At 70.1% G+C, this 22,075-nt stretch carries 19 protein-coding genes and 1 tRNA gene; 5 read left to right on the top strand and 15 right to left on the bottom strand.

The features are described 5' to 3' along the window. The first annotated feature begins 64 nt into the window (after window positions 1-64). Window positions 65-1,150 (top strand): EAL domain-containing protein, encoded by a 1,086-nt coding sequence (locus tag AC1ROY_RS17575; protein WP_493150153.1) that lies wholly within the window; start codon window positions 65-67, stop codon window positions 1,148-1,150. A gap of 62 nt (window positions 1,151-1,212) precedes the next feature. Here the strand turns inward: AC1ROY_RS17575 and AC1ROY_RS17570 are convergent, their stop codons facing one another. The 9 genes from AC1ROY_RS17570 to AC1ROY_RS17530 all read right to left on the bottom strand — a co-directional run bounded on the left by AC1ROY_RS17570 (window position 1,213) and on the right by AC1ROY_RS17530 (window position 12,489). Then, window positions 1,213-2,379, bottom strand: a complete 1,167-nt coding sequence (locus tag AC1ROY_RS17570; RefSeq protein WP_493150152.1) for an iron-containing alcohol dehydrogenase — start codon at window positions 2,377-2,379, stop codon at window positions 1,213-1,215. A 38-nt stretch (window positions 2,380-2,417) separates the two neighbouring features. After that, window positions 2,418-3,764, bottom strand: a complete 1,347-nt coding sequence (locus AC1ROY_RS17565) for an LLM class flavin-dependent oxidoreductase (protein ID WP_493150151.1) — start codon at window positions 3,762-3,764, stop codon at window positions 2,418-2,420. 131 nt (window positions 3,765-3,895) lie between these two features. Next, window positions 3,896-4,975, bottom strand: a complete 1,080-nt coding sequence (locus AC1ROY_RS17560) for an ABC transporter ATP-binding protein (RefSeq protein WP_493150150.1) — start codon at window positions 4,973-4,975, stop codon at window positions 3,896-3,898. After that, complete coding sequence (locus tag AC1ROY_RS17555) at window positions 4,972-6,003, bottom strand: ABC transporter ATP-binding protein (RefSeq protein WP_493150149.1); 1,032 nt, start codon at window positions 6,001-6,003, stop codon at window positions 4,972-4,974. The genes AC1ROY_RS17560 and AC1ROY_RS17555 overlap by 4 nt, the downstream gene beginning before the upstream one ends. Continuing rightward, the gene (locus AC1ROY_RS17550; protein ID WP_493150148.1) at window positions 6,000-7,433 is read right to left on the bottom strand and encodes an amidohydrolase family protein; all 1,434 of its coding nucleotides are present in this window, start codon (window positions 7,431-7,433) and stop codon (window positions 6,000-6,002) included. Before AC1ROY_RS17550 ends, AC1ROY_RS17555 begins: the two co-directional genes overlap by 4 nt. Window positions 7,434-7,435: 2 nt before the next feature. Beyond that, on the bottom strand, window positions 7,436-9,043 hold the full coding sequence (locus AC1ROY_RS17545) for an ABC transporter substrate-binding protein (RefSeq protein WP_493150147.1): 1,608 nt from the start codon (window positions 9,041-9,043) through the stop codon (window positions 7,436-7,438). Window positions 9,044-9,056: 13 nt separating this feature from the next. Next, window positions 9,057-9,926 (bottom strand): ABC transporter permease, encoded by an 870-nt coding sequence (locus AC1ROY_RS17540; protein ID WP_493150146.1) that lies wholly within the window; start codon window positions 9,924-9,926, stop codon window positions 9,057-9,059. Beyond that, a complete protein-coding gene (locus AC1ROY_RS17535) occupies window positions 9,923-10,864 on the bottom strand; it encodes an ABC transporter permease (protein WP_493150145.1) in 942 nt (313 codons plus the stop codon). Before AC1ROY_RS17535 ends, AC1ROY_RS17540 begins: the two co-directional genes overlap by 4 nt. Further along, window positions 10,864-12,489 carry an amidohydrolase gene (locus tag AC1ROY_RS17530; protein WP_493150144.1) on the bottom strand — a complete coding sequence of 542 codons (1,626 nt, stop codon included), beginning with the start codon at window positions 12,487-12,489 and terminating at the stop codon, window positions 10,864-10,866. The genes AC1ROY_RS17535 and AC1ROY_RS17530 overlap by 1 nt, the downstream gene beginning before the upstream one ends. A gap of 191 nt (window positions 12,490-12,680) precedes the next feature. Here AC1ROY_RS17530 and AC1ROY_RS17525 point away from each other — a divergent pair, with 191 nt between their 5' ends. The 3 genes from AC1ROY_RS17525 to AC1ROY_RS17515 are packed head-to-tail and all read left to right on the top strand — an operon-like array spanning window position 12,681 to window position 15,603. Beyond that, the gene (locus AC1ROY_RS17525) at window positions 12,681-13,655 is read left to right on the top strand and encodes a Bug family tripartite tricarboxylate transporter substrate binding protein (protein ID WP_493150143.1); all 975 of its coding nucleotides are present in this window, start codon (window positions 12,681-12,683) and stop codon (window positions 13,653-13,655) included. Between the two features lie 35 nt (window positions 13,656-13,690). Then, window positions 13,691-14,122, top strand: a complete 432-nt coding sequence (locus tag AC1ROY_RS17520) for a tripartite tricarboxylate transporter TctB family protein (protein ID WP_493150142.1) — start codon at window positions 13,691-13,693, stop codon at window positions 14,120-14,122. After that, window positions 14,119-15,603 carry a tripartite tricarboxylate transporter permease gene (locus AC1ROY_RS17515; protein ID WP_493150141.1) on the top strand — a complete coding sequence of 495 codons (1,485 nt, stop codon included), beginning with the start codon at window positions 14,119-14,121 and terminating at the stop codon, window positions 15,601-15,603. Before AC1ROY_RS17520 ends, AC1ROY_RS17515 begins: the two co-directional genes overlap by 4 nt. A gap of 131 nt (window positions 15,604-15,734) precedes the next feature. Here the strand turns inward: AC1ROY_RS17515 and hydA are convergent, their stop codons facing one another. The 5 genes from hydA to AC1ROY_RS17490 form a co-directional block, all read right to left on the bottom strand. Continuing rightward, window positions 15,735-17,183: a dihydropyrimidinase gene (gene hydA, locus AC1ROY_RS17510; RefSeq protein WP_493150140.1), complete on the bottom strand. Its 1,449-nt coding sequence runs from the start codon at window positions 17,181-17,183 to the stop codon at window positions 15,735-15,737. A gap of 98 nt (window positions 17,184-17,281) precedes the next feature. Further along, a complete protein-coding gene (locus AC1ROY_RS17505) occupies window positions 17,282-17,920 on the bottom strand; it encodes an MBL fold metallo-hydrolase (protein WP_493150139.1) in 639 nt (212 codons plus the stop codon). Window positions 17,921-17,952: 32 nt separating this feature from the next. Next, window positions 17,953-19,311: an ATP-binding protein gene (locus AC1ROY_RS17500; RefSeq protein ID WP_493150138.1), complete on the bottom strand. Its 1,359-nt coding sequence runs from the start codon at window positions 19,309-19,311 to the stop codon at window positions 17,953-17,955. Continuing rightward, entirely contained in the window at window positions 19,311-20,036 is a 726-nt protein-coding gene (locus tag AC1ROY_RS17495; RefSeq protein WP_493150137.1) for a response regulator, read from the bottom strand. The genes AC1ROY_RS17500 and AC1ROY_RS17495 overlap by 1 nt, the downstream gene beginning before the upstream one ends. A gap of 187 nt (window positions 20,037-20,223) precedes the next feature. Then, a complete protein-coding gene (locus AC1ROY_RS17490) occupies window positions 20,224-21,204 on the bottom strand; it encodes a Bug family tripartite tricarboxylate transporter substrate binding protein (RefSeq protein WP_493150136.1) in 981 nt (326 codons plus the stop codon). A gap of 111 nt (window positions 21,205-21,315) precedes the next feature. Here AC1ROY_RS17490 and AC1ROY_RS17485 point away from each other — a divergent pair. Continuing rightward, window positions 21,316-21,401: transfer RNA gene (locus tag AC1ROY_RS17485), tRNA-Leu, on the top strand. Between the two features lie 76 nt (window positions 21,402-21,477). Here AC1ROY_RS17485 and AC1ROY_RS17480 read toward each other — a convergent pair. Continuing rightward, complete coding sequence (locus AC1ROY_RS17480) at window positions 21,478-22,026, bottom strand: TetR/AcrR family transcriptional regulator (protein ID WP_493150135.1); 549 nt, start codon at window positions 22,024-22,026, stop codon at window positions 21,478-21,480. Window positions 22,027-22,075 lie beyond the last annotated feature (49 nt).

The raw sequence follows: 22,075 nt of genomic DNA, 5'->3' as shown, positions 1-22,075 counted from the left end.
GACGTTCCAGCGGCAGGGAAGCCCCTCCGCTTCCGGAGGCGGCCCCACCCTTGGCCGTGTGCTCGTGCTCGCCCAGGACGAGGGGCTGATCGAGGCCGCCTTCCGTGCCGTTGACCGTCTGCGCGGCCCCGCGCCGCTGATCCTGCGTTCCCAGGCCGAGGTGCTGAGCGCCGTCGTGGGCAACACCAACGGCTTCGCCCATATCCTCCTCGAGGATGCCGAGCTTCCGATCCAGCGCTCCCTGGTCGATGCCCTGGCCGAGGCCTCGCCCCGCGCCGTCATCTCGCCGCTCACCCCGCTGGCCGCCCTCTCCGAGGATGGCGAGTTCCTTCTCGGCCTGCTCAACGGCACGCGGCTCATCGCCCATGACGCGCTGCGCGCCGGCCGCAACTCCACAGGCATGAAGGCCGGCCTCTCCGGCGATTCCCTGCTGCTCCGCTACCAGCCCATCGTCGACACCCGCACCCGGCGCCTCGTCATGGTCGAGGCCCTCGCCCGCTGGCGCAGCGAGCCCGTCTCGCTGACGCCCGTGAACTTCGTGCCGGCCATGGAGCAGATGGGCCTCTCCCGCCTGCTCGCCGCCGCCGTCACCCGCATCGCCGCCCGCGACCTCTCGCGCCTGCCCGGACGGCTGCCCATCCCGGTCTCGGTGAACCTGCCCGTGCCGGAGATGGAGAAGCGCGACGTGGTCGCCTGGCTGGGCCAGCAGCTCCGCCGCTCGCGCCTGCCCCGCCAGCGCCTGATGGTGGAGCTCACCGAGACGGCGCCGGTGAAGGACCGCACGCGCCTCGGCCGCTCGCTCCGCCGGCTCAACGCGGCAGGGCACGGCGTCATGCTGGACGACTTCCTGATCGACGACCCGCGCCAGAACCTCCTCGGCCTGCCCTTCGCCAGCGTGAAGCTGGACCGCTCCCTCGTGCAGTCCCTGCCCCATTCGGCCCGGGCGCGTCAGCAGGTCCGCGTTCTGGCGCGGCGCGGGCTGTGCCTCACCGCGGAAGGGGTCTCCAGCCCGTTGCTGTTCCGGCTGCTAAGGGATCTGGGCGTGCAGCGCGCCCAGGGGTTCCTGGTGGGACGGCCGCTGCCCATTGAGGCCCTGCCGGCCTGGAATGACCGATGGCGGAAGACGCCGATCAATAGGCTCAAGGCGTAAGTCGGGGCTCTGCCCCGAACCCCGCTGGGGATCGTGTCGATCCCCAGACCCCCTGACGGAACTTAGCGGTACGCCTCGCCGTAGAGGGTCATGATCTCCTCGGCGGTGGGGACGCGCGGGTTGTTGGCGGGGCTGCCGGACGCCAGCGCCTGCTCCGCCATCACGGGGAGCAACCCGTTCCACTTGTCGGCGCCGATGCCATAGGCCGCCGGTGTGGGCACCTGCAGCTCCTGGTTCAGCGCGCGCAGCTCCTCCATGAGCTTCGCGCCGGCCAGCTGGTCCGCGTCGCCGGGTGCCGCGCAGCCGATGCAGCGCGCCGCCTCGGCATAGCGCGGCAAGGCATGGTTCAGGCCGAAGCCCGTCACCGCCGGCAGCAGCATGGCGTTCGAGAGACCGTGCGGCACATGGAAATGCGCGCCGATCGGCCGCGACATCCCATGCACCAGCGCCACCGACGCGTTCGAGAAGGCCAGCCCCGCCAGCGTCGCGCCCAGCATCATCGCCTCGCGCGCCGCCGCATCCTCGGGATCCTTGTAGACGCGGCGCAGATGCGGGCCGATCAGCCGCATCGCCCGCTCGGCATACATGTCCGAGACGGAATTGGCGCGCTTGCTGACATAGGCCTCCAGCGCATGCGTCAGGCTGTCGATGCCCGTATCGGCCTTGGTCCGCGCCGGCACCGTCTTCGTCAGCTCGTGGTCCACCACGGCCGCCAGCGGCAGCGCCCCCAGCCCTGCGATGAGCATCTTCTCGTCGCGCGCGACGTCCGTGATGACGGTGAAGCGCGTGGCCTCGCTGCCCGTGCCCGCCGTGGTCGGAACGCAGATCACCGGGAGCGCGCCCTTGTCTGCCGCGAAGGGCACCTTGAACGTGCTCATCGGCGTGCCCGCCGGTGCCGCCGCCAGGATCGCCATGGCCTTGGCCGTGTCCATCGGGCTGCCGCCGCCGAAGCCCACCAGCACGTCGAAATCGCCGGACTGCAGTACCGAGACGCCGTAGGCCACGACCGCATCGGTCGGGTCCGGCACGGTCTCGTGGAACACCACGGGGGACATGCCGGCCGCGCGCAGCGGCTCCAAGCATTTCTCCACCGTGCCCGAGCTGACCATCCAGGGGTCGGTCACGACGAGCGGGTGGGAGAGGCCGAACTGCTTCAGCAGCTCGCCGAGGCGGGAGAGGCTGCCGCCGCCGATGATCATCTGGCGGGGCGCGACGATGGATTGGATCATGGGGCGGGATGTTAGACCGCGATGGCTGCCGCTGGGAGTCACCCGGCCGGTGATTGGTCAGCCCCGCTTCGGCGGATCTGCCGTGCCGGCCGTGCCAGCCCCATCGACTCCCTGAGGGTCCCGCCGCTGTATTCCTGCCGAAAAATGCCGCGCCGCTGCAGCTCCGGCACCACGAGATCGACGAACATGTCCAGGCAGCGCGGCAGGACCGGCGTTCCGATGTTGAAGCCGTCGCAGGCGCCGCTGCGGTACCAGTCCTCCAGCTCGTCGGCGACCTGGCCCGGCGTTCCCCTGATGATGAGCGAGCCGGAGGTCGGTGCCAGGTGCTGATAGGCCCGACGGATGCTGGGCTTCTCGCGCTGGAGCCACTCGGCGGCCAGGAGCCGGTAGGTCGAATTGCCGACCCCCTGCGCCGTCGGGACCGCCGGCATCGGATCGTCGATCGCGTAGGAGGACAGGTCCATCTTGAACATGCTCTCCAGGAAGGAGACGCCCAGGGCCGGGCTGATCAGCTCCTGGAGCTCCCTGTAGAGCTCGTCGGCTTCCGCTTCGGTGCGGCCGAGGAAGATGGTGGCCCCCGGGATGATCTTCAGCTGGTCCGGCGTGCGGCCATACCTGGCCATCCGGCCCTTGAGGTCGGCGTAGAAGCGCTGCGCCTCTGATTTCTCGGTGGTCAGCGAGAACATCGTGTCGGCGATCTCCGCCGCCAGCTCCAGCCCGTCTTCCGACTGGCCCGCCGTGCACAGGATGGGGCGGCCCTGCGGCGGCCGGGCGATGTTCAGCGGCCCCTGGATCGAGAAATGCGTCCCGACATGGTCGAGCCGCTGCACCTTCGTCGGGTCGAGGTAGCGGCCGCTGGCCTTGTCCTCGATGAAGGCGTCCTCGGCCCAGCTGTCCCAGAGCCCCTGGCAGACCTTCACGAACTCCCGGCAGCGCGCGTAGCGCTCGGCCCGCGGCACGTGCGAGGCGAGGCCGAAGTTCACGGAATCGCCCTCGTATCCCGTCGTGACCACGTTCCACACGGCCCGCCCGCCGCTGAGATGGTCGAGCGAGGCGAAGCGACGCGCCAGGAGATAGGGCTCCTCATAAGTCGTCGTCGCCGTGGCGAAGAGGCCGATATGCTTCGTGTGCTGCGAGATCGCCGCCAGCAGGGTCAGGGGCTCGAAGGCCGTGGGCCGGCTTGATCGGCTGGAGGCGGCGAAGAGGTCCGGGTGGTCCATGTGGCGCACGGCATTGCCGTCCGCGAGGAAGAGCATGTCGAACTTGCCGCGCTCGGCGGTCTGGGCGATGCGGATCGCGTGGTCGAGGTTCATGGCCGTGTGCGACCAGGCCTCGGGATGGCGCCAGCCGCCCAGATGGCTGCCCATCGGGATGAGGCTGGTCATCAGGATCATCATCTCGGAAGGCTCCCGGGCCAGAGGCGCATTCGATGCGTGGCGCTGTGCGGGGGCTTCATCCGGACGCCGCCGTCACGCTAACCATCTCCCCTGACCGATGACGGTGTTGCGAGCATGTCCTAGGCCCCTCGCTCTGCTGCCGCAGCATAGAGCGCCATCCGCTGCGCAGCCTTCTCCGTGAGGCCCCCGGAGAAGTCGAGGCCCGCCGGCGGGAGCTGGCCCGCGAAGTGGCAGGCGACTCCATCCGCCAGCGGCGGGTCCTTCTCCCTGCAGATCTGCTGGGCGAAGGGGCAGCGGGTGTGGAAGCGGCAGCCGGGCGGGATGTTCATCGGGCTCGGCACGTCGCCGCCCAGCGGCCGCACCCGGCCGCGCCGCGACGGGTCCGGATGCGGGATCGCCGCCAGCAGCGCGCGCGTATAGGGGTGGCGCGGATTGTCGAAGAGCGCGCGCTTTTCCGCAATTTCCACGATGCGGCCGAGATACATGACCGCGATCCGGTCGGCGACATGCTTCACCACCGCGAGATCATGCGCGATGAAAAGGTAGGAGAGGCCGAGCCGCTGCTGCAGGTCGCGCAGCAGGTTCACCACCTGGGCCTGGATGGAAACGTCCAGCGCCGAGACCGGCTCGTCGCAGACCACCAGATCAGGTTCGACCGAGAGCGCCCGGGCGATGCCGATGCGCTGGCGCTGCCCGCCCGAGAACTCGTGCGCGTAGCGCTCGGCGTGATAGGGCGCGAGGCCGACCAGCCGCAGCAGTTCCTCGACGCGGGCCCGGCGCGAGGCGGCATCGCCGATGTCGTGGACCTCCATCGGCTCCATGATGGTCTGGCCCACGGTCAGCCGCGGATTCAGCGAGGCGTAGGGATCCTGGAAGACGATCTGCGCGCGGCGCCGGAAGGCTTTCAGCGTGGCGCCGCTGAGCTTCGTGATGTCCGTCCCCTCGAAGCTGACGCTGCCGGTGCTGGGCTCGATCAGCCGCAGCACGAGCCGTGCCGTGGTGGACTTGCCGCAGCCGCTCTCGCCCACCAATGCCAGCGTCTCGCCGCGCCTCACGGTGAAGGAGACGCCGTCCACGGCACGCACCAGCCCGATCTGCCTGGCACGGATCACGCCCTTGCGGACGGGGTAGTGCTTGGCGAGGTTCTCGACCTCCAGCAGCGTGCCGCCATCGCCCGACCGGTTCACGCCGCCACTCATGCTGCGACGCTCTCTTCGACGGGCGCGCGAAGGCAGGCGGCCTCGTGGCCGGAGACGATCTCGCGCAGGGCCGGCACTTCGGCGCGGCAGGCATCGATGGCGAAGGGGCAGCGGGGGTTGAAGCGGCAGCCGGAGGGCAAGGCGAAGGGTGGCGGGACGGAGCCTTGGATGGCGAGCAGCCGCTCGCGGTCCTCGTCCAGCCGCGGGATGCTGCCCAGCAGGCCCAGCGTGTAGGGGTGCTGCGGGTCCTCGAAGAGCGCGCGGGCGGAGGTCCGCTCCACCACCCGGCCGGCATACATCACCGCCACGTCGTCGGCCATTTCCGCGACCACGCCGAGATCGTGGGTGATGAGGATGATGGACATCCCCGTCTCGGCCTGGAGGTCGCGCAGCAGGTCCAGGATCTGCGCCTGCACCGTGACGTCGAGGGCCGTCGTGGGCTCGTCGGCGATGAGCAGGCGCGGCGAGCAGGCCAGCGCCATGGCGATCATCACGCGCTGGCGCATGCCGCCGGAGAGCTGGTGCGGATACTCGTCGAAGCGCCGCTCCGGCGAGGGGATGCGGACGCGCTTCAGGGCGGCGATGCCGCGCTCGCGCAGCTCCGCCCTGCTGGCCTTGGGTTCGTGGACCCTGATGCCCTCGGTGATCTGGAAGCCCACGCTGTGGACGGGGTTCAGGGACGTCATCGGCTCCTGAAAGATCATGCCGATGTCGCGGCCGCGCACCTGGCGCATCTCGTTGTTGGAGAGGCCGGCGAGGTCGCGGCCCTCCAGCAGCACGCGCCCCGAGGCGATGCGGCCTGGATGCGCGACCAGCCGCATGATGGAGAGCGACAGCACCGACTTGCCGCAGCCGCTCTCGCCAACGATGCCGAGCGTCTTGCCGCGCTCGACATCGATCGAGACGCCATCCACGGCGGTGATGTCGCCGCCCGAGGTGCGGAAGACCGTCCGCAGCCCCTCGACCCGAAGCAGCGGCTCCGCCGCGCCGGATGGCGCGACCGTTTCGATATGATCGGGTGCCGTCACAGCCACTTGAAGGTCGGCACCGCGATCTTGTCGGCCGTGCGATGCGCCCAGTCCTGCTGCGGCACCTTGGCCACCACGCGCTTCTGTGCCTCCGAGAGCGCCAGCGCGGCGGCCTTGAAGTCCATGGTCAGCACCTGGCCGTCGCCGACCACCTTGATGCCGTCGACATAGACGTCGCGCACCGCACGGTCGCCGGCGGCGTAGATCAGCGCGCGCACGGGATCGTGGTTCGGCTGCATGCGGGGATGGGTCGCATCCACCAGCACGAAGTCGGCGCGGCAGCCGGGGGCGAGGCGCCCGATATCGTCGCGACCCAAAGCCCGCGCGCCGCCGATGGTGGCGGCGTCGAAGATGTCGGTCGTCGTCGTCGTGCGCGGATCGGTCGCCTGGGTGCGGGCGAGATAGGCCACCAGCCGCAGCTCATCCAGCAGGTTGTGCGGATAGGTGTCGGTGCCCACGCCCATGTTCACGCCGTTGCGGTGGTAGCGCCCGAAATCCTTCAGCGTGATGCCGCGCCGGGCGAAGACGGTCGGGCAATGCGCGACCGTCGTGCCCGTCTCGGCGAGGATCGAGATGTCGCGCTTGGTGTGCCAGGGCGTGCTGGGATGGTCATCCAGGAAGATGCCGTGGCCGATGACGGCGCGCTCGTCGAGCAGCCCCATCTCGTGCAGCCACTGGATGGGCGTGAAGCCGTGCCGCCGCGTGATCTCGTGGAATTCCGAGACCGACTGCGCCGCGTGGATCTGCCAGGACAGCCCGCGCGCGCGCGCCTCCGCCCGGCTGTCGCGCAGGAGCTCGGGCGCACAGGTGTCGATCTGCGCCGGGCAGGCCATGCCGAAGAGCCGCCCCGAAGGGTGCTGCTCGGCGCGCTGGATGAGGGTGAAGGCCTCCTCCATCGCCTTCTCGCCGGCCTTCTCGTCCCATTCGTATTCGACGACATGGCCGTTCTTGGTGAACCACCGCGCCGACTTGAACATCGGCGCGATGCAGACGCGCATGCCGGAATCGGCCAGCAGGTCGAGCCAGCCCGGATGCGCCATGGAGAGGTCGGCCAGCGTGGTCACGCCGCTCAGCAGCAGTTCCGAGAGCGCCACGCGCACGCAGTCCGGCACGGCTTCCGCGTCGGTCCGGAAAATCGGCATGTATTCGTAGAGCGAGGAGTTGTAGAGGCCGGGGCTGCCGATCTCGTCGATCAGCCCCTTGTTCATCGGCTCGCTGCTCGGATGCGAGTGGATGTTCACCAGCCCGGGCATGACCATGAGGCCGCTGCCCGAGATCACCTCGTCTGCCACGCCCTCGTAGCCGCGGCCGACGAAGCGGATCACCCCATCCTCGAAGGCCACGTCGCCGCCGGGCAGGTAGGCGTGGCGCTTCTCGGAGGCGTCCCAGGCGACGACGAGGTCGGCGCCCCTGATGAGCGTGACGGCCATGGTCAGCGCACCACCCGCAGGTCGAGCCCGCGATAGACGCCGATGCCGTAGAGCCCATGCGCCCGCACGCCGTCCACGCGCTGGGTCGAGAAGACCGTCAGCTGCGTGCGCGCGAGCGTCAGCCAGGGGGCCTGCTCGGCGAGCCGCCGCTGGATCAGCGCCGTCACCTCGGCGCGGCGGGCGGGATCGGTGCCGCGGCGGGCCTCTTCCAGCCAGGCGTCGGTCTCGGGGTCGTTCCAGTTCATCCGGTTCGGCGAGGGCCGGTTGCGGCTGTGCCAGTAGAGCGAGAGCGCATCCGTCGCCGAGATGTACGGGTAGCTGAGGATATAGGCGTCGAATTCCTGCGTCGCGAGCCGGCCCCAGGCCACCGTCGCGTCGAACATCTGTACGCGCATCTCGATGCCGACCTGCCGCAGCCCCTGCTGGATGATCTCCGCACTGCGCTGGTTGGTGAGGTTGGTGATGCCGTACATCAGGAAGCTGGCGCGTTGGCCGTCCTTCACGCGGACGCCGTCGGACCCCATGCGCCAGCCGGCCTCGTCCAGCATGCGGCGCGCGGCGGCGGGATCGTAGTTGGGCACCATCGCGTCCGACTGCGCGTCATAGTCGAGCGCGTTCGGGTTGATGATGTTGCGCGCCGGCAGCGCATGACCCGACCAGACCGCGCGCGTCAGGCCCACGCGGTCCACCGCCATATGCGCGGCGCGGCGGATGACGGGGTCGCTGACCACGGGCTTGTCGACCTTGAAGCCCAGGAAGACGTCCCAGAAGTAGTTGGGCTGGGTGCTGCTGCGGATGGTCGGCACGCGGCGCATCGTGTCCCAGAAGGCTTCCGGGATGAACTGCGTGATATCAGCCTGTCCCGCCTGCAGGGCGGCGACGCGCGCGGCGGCCTCGGGGATCACGCGGAAGACGATGCGCTCGACATGCGCCGGACCCTGGTTCTGCAGGACGGGTGGGCCCCAGCGGTAGGTGGGGTGGCGCGTCATCACGAACTCGCTGCGCGGCGTCCAGTTGGCCCAGCAATAGGGGCCGGTACCGTTGAAGCCCTGCACGCCGAAATTGTCGCCGAGCCGCTCGACCGTCGCGCGGTCCACGATCACGCCGAAATACTGGCTGAGCTGGGAGAGCAGCTCGCCGAAGGGCTCGGTGAGCTCGTACTCCACGGTATAGGGATCGACGGCGCGCAGCTCCTTCACGGGGCCGGCGCGCCAGGCGACGGGCGAGGCCACGCGCGGCGTGGTGCGGCCGATCCAGCGGTTGATGCTGTAGACCACGTCGTCGGCGGTGAAGGGCTTGCCGTCGCAGAAGGTGACGTCGCGGCGGAGGTGGAAGGTGTAGGTCTTGCCGTCGGGGCTGATGTCCCACCGCTCCGCGAGGCCGGGACGGATGGTGCGCATGTCGAAATCCATGCTCACCAGCGTGTCGGAGAGCATCTGGATGACCTCGCCGCCGGCGAGCGCGGTGGAGCGGTGCGGATCGTAGCGGTCGCTGTCGATCTCGCGCATGAAGGTGATCTGGTTGCGCGGCTGGGTCTGGGCCTGCGCTGTGAGCGCAAGACCGAGAGCGGCAAGGCCGCCCAATGTCGCGCGTCGCCAAGTCTTGATCATTTTTGTCTCCCGTTCAGATGCGGAGCCGGGGGTCGAGCGCGTCGCGCAGCGCGTCCCCCAGCAGGTTGAAGGCCAGCACGATCACGAAGATGCCCACCGAGGGGATCACGCTGATATGCGGGGCGATGAAGAGGAAGCTGCGGCCCTGGGCGGCCATGGCGCCGAGCTCGGCCACCGGCGGCTGCGCGCCGAGACCCAGGAAGGACAGCGCCGAGCCCAGCAGGATCACCTGCCCGAGCCGCAGCGTCGAGAAGACGAAGATCGCCGAGAGGCAGTTGGGCGCGAGATGCCGCAGGATCAGCCGCCGGTCGCTCATGCCCGTGGCGCGCGCGGCCTCGATGTAGTCGAGGCCCATGACCACCAGCGCGGAGCTGCGCACGATGCGGGCCATCAGCGGCACGGTGGCGATCGAGAGCGCGATGATCACCGAGGTCAGGCCGGGCCCGAAGATGGCCGCCAAGGCGAGGCCGAAGAGGATGGCCGGGAAGCTCAGCATGATGTCCATGAGGCGCATCAGCAGCCCGTCCACGCGGCGGTAGAAGGCGGCGAGGAAGCCCACGACGGCCCCCACGGCGCCGCCCGCGATGAGCGAGGCCAGGCCCATGAAGAGCGTCACCTGCAGCCCGTAGAGCATGCGGGCGAGGATGTCCCGCCCCTGCCCGTCCGTGCCGAACCAGTACTGCCCGTCCGGCGGCTGCATGATGGCGAGCAGGTCGGTCTCGTAGGGGTCGCCCGGCGAGAGCCAGGGGGCGAAGACCGCCGCCAGCAGGATCAGGACGACGATGGCGAGGCTGATGGCGCCGCCGGTGTCGCGCATGAGCATGCGCAGCACGGTCGGGCGGCGCGGCGCCTTGTCCAGGGCCGGAACGGTCGTCGCGCTCATGCCTGCCGCACCCGCGGATCGAGCACCGCATAGAGCAGGTCCACGACCAGGTTCACCAGGATGAAGCCGAGGCTCAGCACGATGATGGTGCCCTGCGCCATGGGGAAGTCGGCGGACAGGATGGCGCCGACGGCGAGACGGCCCACGCCGGGCCAGGAGAAGATCGTCTCGGTCACCACGGCGCCGCCCAGGAGAAAGCCGATCTGCAGGCCGATCAGCGTGACGACGGGGATCAGCGCGTTGCGCAGCGCGTGGCGGATCACGACGAGGCGCTCGGGCAGGCCCTTGGCGCGCGCGGTGCGGACGTGCTCGGCGGAGAGCGTGTCCACCACGGCGGTGCGCGTCATGCGGGCCACGGGGCCGATGAAGACGCCGCCCAGCGTCACCGCCGGCAGGATGATCGCCAGCAGCCCGTCCAGCGTCCAGAGCGGCCCGCCGCGTCCGGTGAAGGGCAGCAGCTGCCACTGGAAGCCCACGAACCAGATCAGCACGAGGCCGAGGAAGAAGACCGGCACCGAGACACCCGCGACGCTGACGGCCATGATCGCCTTGTCCAGCAGCGAGCCGCGCCAATAGGCCGCGATGGTGCCGAGGAAGATGCCGAGCGGGATGGACCAGAACAGCGCCGAGACCATCAGCTCCAGCGTCGGGCCGATGGTGTTCCCGAGCTCCTCCGTCACGGCGACGTTGTTGATGATGGAGACGCCGAGGTCGCCATGCGCGAGGCGCCAGAGGTATTTGCCGAACTGCACGTAGATGGGCTGGTCGAGGCCGAGCTCCGCGCGGATCTCGGCGATGACGTCGGCGGTGGCCTGTGGGCCGGCGCGGACTGTTGCGGGGTCGGTCGGCACCACCTGCATCAGCAGGAAGCCGATGAGCAGCACGCCGAACAGGACCGGAACCGCCAGACCGATCCGCTGCACCGCATGGCGCAGCATCAGGCCAGGATCCCGTGCCGGTCGAAGATGGGTGTGCCGCCGCGGAGCGTCAGATCCACCTGGACCTGGAGGTAGTCTTCCGGCGCGATCTCGGTGATGTCCCGCGAGAGCACGGCGATATCCGCGTCCATGCCCGGCTCGAGCGTGCCGCGGACACCCTCGGCGAAGGTCGTGTAGGCGCCGCACCAAGTGTAGCAGTGCAGCGCCTGCTGGATGGAGAGCCGCTCCTCCGCGCCGAAGACCGTGCCCTGGTTGGTTTTTCTCGTGACCATGGTGAAGAGGTTCGGGAAGGGATCGACGGTGGAGACCGGCGAATCCGAGGAGGCGGCGGGATGATGCCCCTCCTCCAGCCAGGTCCTCATGGGATAGGCGTGCTCGGTGCGCGGCAGGCCGAGGTTCTTCAGGTAGAGGTCGCCGAACTCGTACATGAAGACGGGCTGCGGGACCGGCAGGATGCCGCGGGCCAGCATGCGGCGGCGCTGGTCCTTCGTCACGAAGCCGCAATGCTCGATGCGGTGGCGGCGCTCGGGCGTGGCGTCGGCCTCCTCCATGCCGGTCAATACCTGCTCGATCGCGGCGTCGCCGATGGCGTGGATGTCGAGCTGCCAGCCCTGCTCGTGGTACTTTTTCAGAAGCGCGTGGATGGTCTCGGTCGGGAAGGTGAAGACGCCCGTGCCGCCGCCCGCGCTCGCCAGATAGGGGTCGAAGAAGGCGGCCGTCAGCCCGCCCGCGCTGCCGTCCGCGAAGACCTTGGCCGCGCCCCAGCGGAGCATGGCGTCGAGGTCGTCGCCCGGCTTCCAGGGGCGCATCCCGGCCTCCCAGGCGGCCTCGCCGATACCTTCGGGGTTGCCGGCCAGCACCTGCCACATGCGCTGCAGGCAGCGCCCCTCGCCGACGGCGCGCTCATAGGCCGCGACCTCGGCGAGGTTGGCGGTCATACCGACATTCATGTCCGTCGCCGAGGCGAAGCCCAGCGAGGCGAGCCGGCGCCCCGCGGCCTCGATGGCGTCCACCATGAAATCCTCGGTGGGCGACGGGATGGCGGCCTTGATCAGGCTCATCGCCCGTTCCTGGATGAGGCCGGTCAGCGCGCCATCGCGCTTCTCGATGACCCCGCCCTCGGGCTCCGGCGTGTTGTGGCCGATGCCGGCCGCCCGCAGCGCTGCCGTGTTCGCCACGCCCATATGGCCGCAGGTCCGCACGATGAAGAGCGGATGGTCCGGCACCGCCGCGTCCAGCTCCGAGACCGTCGGGTGGCGGCCGATGTCGAGCGCGTCGTGGTCGTAGCCTCGGCCCAACACCCATTCGCCCTTGGGGCGCGCCTTCGCCGCCTCGCCGAGCCGCTTCAGCGCCTCGTCCAGCGAGCGAACCTCCTCGGCGCGGAGGTTCACCATGCTGAGCCCGAGGCCGAAGGGCAGCAGATGCATATGCGCTTCGTTGAAGGCGGGAATCGCGAGGCGTCCGCCCAGGTCGACCCGCTTCGTGTCGGCGCCGGCCAGCGCCTCGATCTCGGATTTCGCGCCGACGGCCATCACCTTGCCGCCACTGACCGCCATCGCCTCGGCCATGCCGCCGGCGAGCCCGCGGAACACCGCGCCGCCCGTGAAGATGATCTCCGCGCCCAAACCCGATCCCCAGTCCAAATCGCGCGGGATGGTCACGCGCGCCCTGCCCTGCGTCAACCGCGTGACGGACCCCTTCGACATACCGTTACGGGCATGGCACGCTGGGCACAGGCAAAGGGAGGCCGGAATGCCGCGGGCTTGGGCAATGGGCCCGCCGCAACGCGTTCCGCGCCAGAAACAGGACGACCGCCATGCAACGCCGCGCGCTTCTCGCCGCCTCCGCCCTCCTTCCCGTCGCTGCGAAAGCGCAAGGATTCACGCCGCAGAATCCGGAATGCATCGCGGGCGCCACGCCAGGCGGCGGATTCGACATCTCCTGCCGGCTGACCTCGCGCATGCTGAACGAGACGGGGATCGTCGGCCCCTCGATCCGGACCCAGAACATGCCGGGCGGGATCGGGGCGGTCGCCATCAACTACATCAACGCGCAGCGCCGCGCCGACCCGAACGTGATCGTGGCCGTCTCCACCGGCTCCTGGGTGAACATGGCCACCGGGCGATTCGGCCGCTTCGCCGAGAACGACGTGCGCTGGATCGGCGCGATCGGTGCGGACTACGGCGTGATCGCGGTGAAGAAGGACAGCCCCTTCGCCAACCTGGCCGACCTCGTGGCCGCGCTGCGCGCCAATCCCGCCAGCGTGCCGATGGGCGCCGGGGGCGCGGTGGGCAGCCAGGACTGGACCAAGGCGGCGCTGATTGCGCGTGCCGCGGGCGTGGACCCGCGCCGCATGCGCTACGTGCCCTTCGAGGGCGGCGGCCAGGCGCTGGCGGCGGTGCTCGGCGGCCATATCCAGATGTCGCCGGCCGATGCTTCCGAGGCGCGCGGCCAGTTCGAGGCCGGCGAGATCCGGCTGCTGGCCGTGCTCGCGGCCGAGCGGTTGCCGGGCGCGCTGGCCTCGGTGCCGACAGCCAAGGAGCAGGGCTTCGAGGCCGAATGGCCCATCGTGCGCGGCTTCTATGGCCCGCCGCAGATGCCCGACGCCGCCTACAACTTCTGGGTGGAGGCGATCCGGCGGCTGACGGCGCATCCGGACTGGCCGGCGCAGCGCTCGGCGCAGGGACTCTTCGAGTTCAACATGGTGGGCGCGGAGTTCACGGAGCTGGCCAAGCGCAAGACCGCGGAGTTCCGGCAGCTCGCGCGGGACGTGGGCCTCGTCAGCCAGTGAGTGCCGGCAGCGCCGGAGGCGCGCGAGGCACCGGCATGGCTTCTGCCGAACGTGTTCTCGGCGTTCTGCTGATCGTCCTGGCGGCGCTGGTCCTCTGGTCGGCGCAGTCGCTGGTCATCCCCTTCGCGGCCGATCCGCTGGGGCCGAAAGGCTTTCCCTCGGCCGTCGCCGTGATCCTGGCCGCCTGCGGCACGCTGATCCTGCTGGAGCGCGGGCCGGCCTTCGCCTGGCCGGAGCGGCGCGCGGCCCCGCTCCTGCTCATCGTCGTGATGGTGGGTTACGCGCTCCTGCTGGAGACGCTGGGCTTCCTCATCGCCACGGCCGGGCTCGCGCTCGGCGTGGCGCTGCTCTTCGGCGCGCGGCCCTGGCTGGCGCTGGTGACCGGGGCGGTCACGAGCGTCGCGCTCTGGGCGCTCTTCGACAGGCTGCTGGACCTGTCGCTGCCGAAGGGTTTCCTCGGCGCATGATGGATACCTTCTCCGCGCTCGGCGGCGGCTTCGCGGTCGCGCTGGTGCCGACCAACCTCGCGCTGGCCTTCCTCGGCTGCATCATCGGCACGGCGATCGGCGTGCTGCCGGGCATCGGGCCGCTCAACGCCATCGCGCTGCTGCTGCCCTTCTGCCTGGCGCTGCGGCTGCCGCCGGAGAGCGCGCTGATCCTGCTGGCGGCGGTCTATTACGGCTCGGGCTATGGCGGGCGCATCACTGCGATCCTGCTGAACATGCCGGGCGAGCCCTCGGCCGTGCTGACGACGCTGGACGGGCATCCGCTGGCGAAGCAGGGGCGCGGCGGCGCGGCGCTGGCCATCTCCGGCATCGGCAGCTTCCTGGGCGCCACGCTCTCGGTGATCCTGATGACCTTTCTCTCCGTGCCGTTGGCGCGGGTGGCGGTGGCCTTCTCGCCTGCGGACTACGTGGCGCTGATCGCCTTCGCGCTGTCGCTGCTCGGCGCCGTCGGTGGCGCCTCGGCGCCCAAGGCCTGGGCGGCGGGGTGTCTGGGCATCCTGCTGGCGCTGATCGGCGTGGATTCCGGCACGGGGGTGGAGCGTTTCACCGCCGGCTCGATCGAGCTGCTGGGCGGCATCGACTTCACCGTGCTGGCGGTCGGCCTCTTCGCCATCGGCGAGATCCTGCTGCTGATCGAATCCAGCCTCCAGGCCGAGGCGGCGAAGCTCGGCGGCGGGAAGCGGCTGAGCTTCCGCGAGATCCTCTTCTGCCTGCCGGCCATGCTGCGCGCCACGGGCATCGGCTTCGTCATCGGCGTGCTGCCGGGGGCCGGCGCCTCCGTCGCGTCGGCTCTCTCCTACACGGCCGAGAAGCGGCTGCACGAGAGCGAGAATACCTTCGGCAAGGGCGATCTGCGCGGCGTGGCAGCGCCCGAAACGGCCGACAACGCAGCGCAGATCGGCAACCTCGTGCCCATGCTCTCGCTGGGCATCCCGGGCTCGGGGACGACGGCGGTGCTGCTGGGCGCGCTGCTAATGTACAACATCACGCCGGGGCCGCTGCTCTTCACGCAGAGGCCGGATGTGGCCTGGGGGCTCATCGCTTCGATGTATATCGGCAATGCGATGCTGCTGCTGCTGAACCTGCCGCTGGTCGGCATCTTCGCGCGGCTGCTGAGCGTGCCGGCCTGGGTGCTCTATCCGGGCGTGCTCGCGCTGAGCTTCGCCGGCGTCTATGCGGTGAGCAACTCGGCCTTCGACCTGCTGATGGCGGTCGGCTTCGGCATCATGGGCTGGCTGTTCCGCAAGCTGGACGTGCCGCTGGTGCCGATCGTGCTGGGCTTCGTGCTCGGGCGCATGCTGGAGGACAATCTCCGGCGCGCGCTGGCGCTATCGGATGGGAGCGTGACGGAGCTGGTGGCGTCGCCGGTGTCGATCGTGCTTTGGGTGATGACGGTGGTGGCGGTGCTATGGCCGCTGCGCGCGAAAATCTGGAAGAATTGAGGGGCTCTGCCCCTCAAACTCCCCGGCAGGAAACTCAGTTTCCTGCACCTTCGATCAGTAAAAGGGTCCAGGGCCAAAAGCCCTGGTGGGGGGTTGGCCGCGAAGCGGAGACAACGAGGGGCGGAGCCCTCTCACGAACCCATCGGCGCCCCATCGAAGTCATTTGCGAGCACCCCCCGCGGCGCGATGAACGAATAGGGCCCGCGCGGCAGGAACTGCGAGGTCCCCTCCTCCGCCTGCACCACGCCGTCACGCATCACGACCTCGCCGCGGCGGATGGTCATCATGGGCCAGCCCGTGACCTCCATCCCCTCATAGGGCGTGTAGTCCGCGACGTGCTGCATCAGCGCGTTGGTCAGCGTCTTCTTCGCCTTCGGATCCCACAGCACGAGGTCCGCATCGGCGCCCACGGCGATGCTGCCCTTGCGCGGCGCCAGCCCCATCAGCCGCGCCGGGTTGGTCGAGGTCAGCCGCACGAAATCGTCCAGCGTGATCCGCCCCTTGGAGACGCCCTCGCTGAACAGGATCGGCAGCCGCGCGGCGATGCCGGGGATGCCGTTCGGGATGTCGCGGAACACGGCGTCGCGGCCGTTCTGCGCCTTGCCCTTGTCGCCATCGAAGCTGAAGGCGCAGTGGTCCGACGAGACCACGTCCAGCACGCCGCGCCGGATCATGTCCCAGATGCGGGCGTGCTCCGCCTCGTCGCGCGGCGAGGGACTGCACATGAACTTCGCGCCCTCGAAGCCCGGACGATCCATGTCGGCGGCGGTGAGGGCGACGTATTGCGGGCAGGTCTCGCCCCAGACCTTCACGCCGCGGGCCTGGGCGCGGGCGATCTCCTCGGCGGCCTCGGCGCAGCTGACATGGAAGACCTGAATGGGCTGGTCCACGAATTCGGCGAGCGCGATGGCGCGGTGCGTGGCCTCGCGCTCCACGACGGGCGGGCGGGACCAGGCGTGGTACTTCGGCGCGGTCAGCCCCACGTCGAGCAGCGCCTGGGTGCGCCAGTTGATGGCGTCGTAGTTCTCGCAATGGACGGTGACGAGGCAGCCGAGCTTGCGTGCCGTGGTCAGCACCTTGAGGTACTGCGCGTCGGAGAGGTGCACCGCGTCGTAGGTGAGGAAGACCTTGAGGCTGCGGATGCCCTTGGCGACAAGTTGCGGGATCTCCTTCTCCATCACCTCGTCGGTCGGGTCGGCGATGATCTGGTGGAAGCCGTAGTCGATCATGCCCTTCTTCGCCCGCGCCTCGGCATCGGCATGGCGCTCCAGCACGCCGCCGCCCTTCCATTGCGGGATGAAGCAGACGACCGAGGTGGTGCCGCCTGCGAAGGCCGAGCGGCTGGCCGTGACGAAGCTCTCCTCGGCGACGCCCTTGGGCTGCGCCTCCTCGATGTGGCAATGCGTGTCCACGCCGCCGGGCAGGACCAGCAGGCCGCCGGCATCCACCACGTTGCCGGAGGTCTCCAGCGATTCCGCCAGCGCCACGATGCGCCCACCCTTCACGCCGATGTCGCAGCGCGTGGTGCCGAAGCCGGTGGCGACCTCGCCGCCGCGCACCACCAGGTCGAACTCCGCCATGCCGTCACTCCTCAAGCTGCCAAAGCGGGACGACCGGGGCGCGAAGGCGCCAGAGGTCTGAATCCCGCGACAAAACAAGCGACGAGAATGCGGGCAGCTCAGCCCTGAAGGAAGGGGTTGGTCCGCCGCTCCGTGCCGAAATCCGAGCTCGGGCCGTGGCCGCAGACGAAGCCGATGTCGTCGCCGAGCGGCAGCAGCTTGGTCCTGATGGCCGATATCAGCGCATCGTGGTCGCCATAGGGGAAGTCGGTGCGGCCGATGGAGCCCTGGAACAGCACGTCGCCCACGAAGGCCACGCGCAGCGCCGTGTTCACATAGACGAGGCTGCCGGGGGAATGGCCCGGGCAGTGCAGCACGGCGAACTCGGCGCCGCCGAGCGTGACCTTGTCGCCCTCGTCCAGCCAGCGGTCGGGCACGAGGTTGCGCGAACCGTGCAGGCCATAGGCACTGCCTTGTTTCTCGAGGTTGTCGAGCAGCATCTTGTCGCCGATCTGAGGGCCGATCACCGCGATGCCGGTCCGCTCGCGCAGTTCGTCCGCGCCGCCGGCATGGTCGATATGGCCGTGGGTGAGCAGGATCTGCACCAGCGTCAGGCCCTGCTTCTCCAGCTGGGCCAGGATCTCGTCCACGTCCCCGCCGGGATCGATGACCGTGGCTTCCTTGGTCGCGTCGTCCCAGACCAGCGTGCAGTTCTGCTGGAAGGGGGTCACGGGGATGATGCCAGCCTTGAGGGCCATGGGGTGCTCCGGGAAAGCCTCTTCCCGGCCTATCATCCGGGCAGCCGGATCGCCACCCTCAGCCCGCCCTCCCGGCGGTTGTGCAAGGTCACCTCACCGCCATGGGCGCGCAGGATGCTGCGGGCGATGGTGAGGCCGAGGCCGGTGCCGCCCGTCTCCCGATTGCGGCTGTCCTCGATGCGCTGGAACGGCTGGAAGACCTTCTCCTGGGACGCCTCCGGGATGCCCGGCCCCGCATCGTCCAGCAGCATGACCACGCTCTCGCCTCGGCGCTCCAGCGCCAGCCGCGCGGAATCCCCGTACTTCAGCGCATTGCCGACGAGGTTGGAGAGCGCCCGCTTCAGCGCCACGGGCCGGACCCGCATCACCAGGTGCTCGGGCCCGTCGAAGGCGATGTCGGCGGCATGTGCGGGATTGGCGTCGGCCGCCTCGTCCAGCACGGTGCGCGCGAGGCTCACGAGGTCCACCGAGGTGGCCGGCTCGTTCGCCGCGTCGTCGCGGGCGAAGGCGAGCGTCGAGGCGATCATCGCCTCCATCTCCGCGAGATCGGCCAGCATCTTGGCGCGCTGCTCGTCATCGTCCAGGAATTCGGCGCGCAGCCGCAGCCGCGTGATGGGCGTGCGCAGGTCGTGGCTGATGGCGGCCAGCATCTGCGTCCGGTCGGCCACGAAGCGGCGGATATTGGCGGCCATGGTGTTGAAGGCCGCCGCCGCGGTCGCGATCTCGGCCGGGCCGGATTCGGGCAGCGCCGGCGCGTTCACGTCGCGCCCGAGCCGGGTCGCGGCGTCCGCGAGGTCGGCCACCGGCCGCGTCAGCCGCCGCACGCCCCAGAGGATCAGCAGCGCCGCCGTCACCGACATGGCGATGAAGGCGATGAGGAAGGTGTCCGAATGCCAGGGACGCGGCGTGGGATGCCGGAAGGTGAGGTTCAGCCAGCCCTGGTCCGGGAAGCGCATGGAGATGGAGAAGGCATGCGCCTCCACCTCGCCCGCGCGCACCTCCACCGGCCGGAAGCGGCGCGGCGGCGCCGGCAGCGAGCCGGGGCCCGGCCCCTCGACCCGGAAGAGCCGCGCGATGTGCATGGGGATCGGCGGCAGGTCGGCCGGCGTGGTGGGCTGCGCGTCATAGGTGGCGGAGAGGGTGGAGGGCAGGTCCGCATCGGCGAGGATGGCCGCCCGCCGCTCGGGCGGCGAGATCACCAGCGCGCGCCAGAGGTTGAAGGCGCGCACGGAGTTCTCGCGCGCCTCCGAGGCGCGCTGCAGCTCCACCCGGTCGAAGGCATGGATGGTCAGGCCGAGCGCCTGCACGGCCATGAGGCCGAGGATCAGCACCAGCGCGGTGCGGCCCGCGAGGCTCGCGGGCCAGAAGCGACGGACGATGCCGATCTCCACTAGGCCCGCTCGACATTGGCCGACAGCACGTAGCCGCCGCCGCGCACCGTCTTGATGACCGAGGGGTTGCGCCCGTCATCCTCGAGCTTGCGGCGCAGCCGCGAGACGGCGACGTCGATGGCCCGGTCGAAGGGGCCGGGCTGGCGGTTGTGCAGCAGGTCCATCAGCATGTCGCGCGTCAGCACGCGGTTGGGGCGCTCCAGCAGGGTCGTCAGCAGCTCGTACTCGCCGCCGGTGAGCGGCACCTCGGCGCCCTGTGGGTTCAGCAGCCGCCGGCGCGAGGCCTCCAGGATCCAGCCGGCGAAGTGGAGCGTGCCGCCGGCCTCCTCGCCGTGGCCGTTGGTGGCGTCGCCGCCCTGGGCGCGGCGCAGCACCGCGCGGATGCGGGCCAGCAGCTCGCGCGGGTTGAACGGCTTGGCCATGTAGTCGTCGGCGCCGAGCTCGAGGCCGACGATGCGGTCCGTCTCCTCGCCCATGGCGGTGAGCATGACGATGGGCACGTTAGACTGGCTGCGCAGCCAGCGGGCGACGTCGAGGCCGGATTCGCCGGGCAGCATGAGGTCGAGCACGACGAGGCTGTAGCGCGCGAGCGGCCAGACGCGCCGGGCCTCGCGGGCGTCGCGGGCGAGGGTGACGCGCAGGCCCTGCTTCTCCAGGAAGCGTCCGAGCAGCTCGCGGATCTCGCGGTCGTCGTCGAGGACGAGGATGTGGGGGGCTGGTTCCATGCCGCGCATGTTACAATCGGCGCCGGTTTCGGTGCGTCGCCAATTGTAACAGGGTTTTCGTGCCCTCAAACCCCGGGCGCCGCCTCCGGCGACTTGGCTTCGCCGCGCCACTGATGCGCAAGCCGGCAGGTCACTTGGGCGGCGCCGGCCGCTGTGCGGCCGGACCATCCTGCGAGGCCGCTCTTTCTCAGTCGTCCGCGCGGGCGCCGGAGACGCGGACCACCTCGGCCCAGCGGTCCAGCTCGGCGCGGAGGAAGGCAGCGAACTCCTCCGGCGTGCCCATCGCGGGCGCGGCGCCGACATCCTCCAGCCGCCGCGTGACCTCCGGGATGCGCAGCGCGCGCGTGGCCTCGACATTCACACGCTCGATCACCGGCCGCGGCGTGCCGGCAGGCGCGAAGAGCCCGTTCCACGACGAGACCTCGTAGCCGGCGACGCCCTGCTCGAGAAAAGTCGGCACGTCGGGCATGCTGCCGAGCCGCTGCGCCGAGGCCACGCCCAGCACCCGCACCCGCCCGGCACGCAACTGCGGCAGGACGGAGACGGTCGTGGAGAGCACGCAGGGCAGCGCGCCGGAGAGCATGTCGGTGATCGCCGGCGCGTCGCCGCGATAGGGCACATGCAGCAGGTCGATGCCCAGCGTGACCTTCAGCATCTCGCCCGCCAGGTGCGAGGCAGAGCCGTTGCCGGCCGAGCCGTAGCCGATCTGCCCCGGGCGGGCCTTGGCCATGGCGATGAGCTGCGCCATGTCGCGCGCCTGGTAGTCGGAGCGGACCATCAGCGCGATCGGTACCTTGTTCGCCAGCACGATGGGATCGAAGGAGCGCACGGCGTCGAAGGGCAGGTTCGTCTTCAGCACCGGGTTGATGGCGTTGGGGCCGAGATTGCCCATCAGCAACGTGTGGCCGTCATTGGCGCTGGTGGCGACGTTCTCCAGCGCGATGGCGCCGTTGGCGCCGGGGCGGTTGTCCACCACCACGCTCTGGCCGAGCACGCGCGAGAGCGGCTCGGTGATGAGGCGCGCCGTGGTGTCGGAGGCGCCGCCCGGCGGATAGGGGATGACGATGCGGATGCTGCGGTCGGGCCAGGCGGCACGGGCGCGGCCGGCCAGAGCCGGGGCGGCGAGCGCGCCGAGAAGCATGGCGCGGCGATGGGTGCGCGGGGTCATGGACGTACTCCGTATATCCTTTGTTGGGGCGATCCTTGCGGAAGCCGGACCTTCGGTCCAGAGGCCGAAATTGCCCGAACGGGCGCGGCCGTGTTATCGGCTCCGCGGCGCGCGGGTGTGGCGGAACGGTAGACGCGACGGACTCAAAATCCGTTTCCGGCGACGGAGTGTCGGTTCGAGCCCGACCACCCGCACCACTTCATTTGGCGCGATGCCGCCGGCCAACCCATCGCCCGGGGTCGACGTCGCTCCTCTCCGCTCCGCCAGGTCCCCTCAGCCGGGCATCATCCGCTCGACCAGCGCGCGCACATAGGCCGCGTCCAGCGGCCCGCCCCCAAAAAGGATTCGGTACATGATGGGCGCGACCACGTGGTCCAGCGCCTCGGCCGAATCGAAGCGCTCGCCGCGCCGCGCCGCGCGCTCCGCGAGGATCTGCAGGTGGTCCATCGTATAGCTGCAGCACCGGACGGCGTCCGCCTCCTGGGAGGAGGAGCACACGTCGCGCAGCATCGCGCGCCCGAGCTCGGAGGACATCTCCTCCATATACTGCTCGGCCCAGGCCTGGAGGTCCGTCTTCGCCGTGCCGGTGTCGACGGGATCGGCGATCGGCCGCAGCCGCTGCACCGCCACGTCGGCCAGCAGTTCGGCGAGGCCGCCCCAGCGCCGGTAAATGGTGGATGGCGTCACCCCCGCCCGCGCCGCGATCGCGGGAATCGCCAGTTCGTCGCGGTCCATCTCGGCCGAGAGCTGCTCGACCGCTTCATGGACCGCGGCCTGGATGCGGGCGCTCCGGCCGCCCAGCCGTATCCGTTCCTTCAGCATCGTCGTTCCGGCCCTTTCGCCACTCCGATCCTCTCCAAAGTTTAACGCA

It is taken from the genome of Roseococcus sp. GW821-FHT12F05 (assembly GCF_058806835.1).
This window is presented reverse-complemented; position numbering and strand designations above follow the sequence as displayed.

Excerpts from the sequence above, each read along its gene's own strand:
- AC1ROY_RS17480 (WP_493150135.1), bottom strand. The coding sequence starts at position 22,026 with ATGCTGAAGGAACGGATACGGCTGGGCGGCCGGAGCGCCCGCATCCAG.
- AC1ROY_RS17570 (WP_493150152.1), bottom strand. The coding sequence starts at position 2,379 with ATGATCCAATCCATCGTCGCGCCCCGCCAGATGATCATCGGCGGCGGC.
- AC1ROY_RS17565 (WP_493150151.1), bottom strand. The coding sequence starts at position 3,764 with ATGACCAGCCTCATCCCGATGGGCAGCCATCTGGGCGGCTGGCGCCAT.
- AC1ROY_RS17490 (WP_493150136.1), bottom strand. The coding sequence starts at position 21,204 with ATGACCCCGCGCACCCATCGCCGCGCCATGCTTCTCGGCGCGCTCGCC.
- AC1ROY_RS17545 (WP_493150147.1), bottom strand. The coding sequence starts at position 9,043 with ATGATCAAGACTTGGCGACGCGCGACATTGGGCGGCCTTGCCGCTCTC.
- AC1ROY_RS17550 (WP_493150148.1), bottom strand. The coding sequence starts at position 7,433 with ATGGCCGTCACGCTCATCAGGGGCGCCGACCTCGTCGTCGCCTGGGAC.
- AC1ROY_RS17540 (WP_493150146.1), bottom strand. The coding sequence starts at position 9,926 with ATGAGCGCGACGACCGTTCCGGCCCTGGACAAGGCGCCGCGCCGCCCG.
- AC1ROY_RS17535 (WP_493150145.1), bottom strand. The coding sequence starts at position 10,864 with ATGCTGCGCCATGCGGTGCAGCGGATCGGTCTGGCGGTTCCGGTCCTG.
- AC1ROY_RS17525 (WP_493150143.1), top strand. The coding sequence starts at position 12,681 with ATGCAACGCCGCGCGCTTCTCGCCGCCTCCGCCCTCCTTCCCGTCGCT.
- AC1ROY_RS17495 (WP_493150137.1), bottom strand. The coding sequence starts at position 20,036 with ATGGAACCAGCCCCCCACATCCTCGTCCTCGACGACGACCGCGAGATC.
- hydA (WP_493150140.1), bottom strand. The coding sequence starts at position 17,183 with ATGGCGGAGTTCGACCTGGTGGTGCGCGGCGGCGAGGTCGCCACCGGC.
- AC1ROY_RS17515 (WP_493150141.1), top strand. The coding sequence starts at position 14,119 with ATGATGGATACCTTCTCCGCGCTCGGCGGCGGCTTCGCGGTCGCGCTG.
- AC1ROY_RS17560 (WP_493150150.1), bottom strand. The coding sequence starts at position 4,975 with ATGAGTGGCGGCGTGAACCGGTCGGGCGATGGCGGCACGCTGCTGGAG.
- AC1ROY_RS17520 (WP_493150142.1), top strand. The coding sequence starts at position 13,691 with ATGGCTTCTGCCGAACGTGTTCTCGGCGTTCTGCTGATCGTCCTGGCG.
- AC1ROY_RS17505 (WP_493150139.1), bottom strand. The coding sequence starts at position 17,920 with ATGGCCCTCAAGGCTGGCATCATCCCCGTGACCCCCTTCCAGCAGAAC.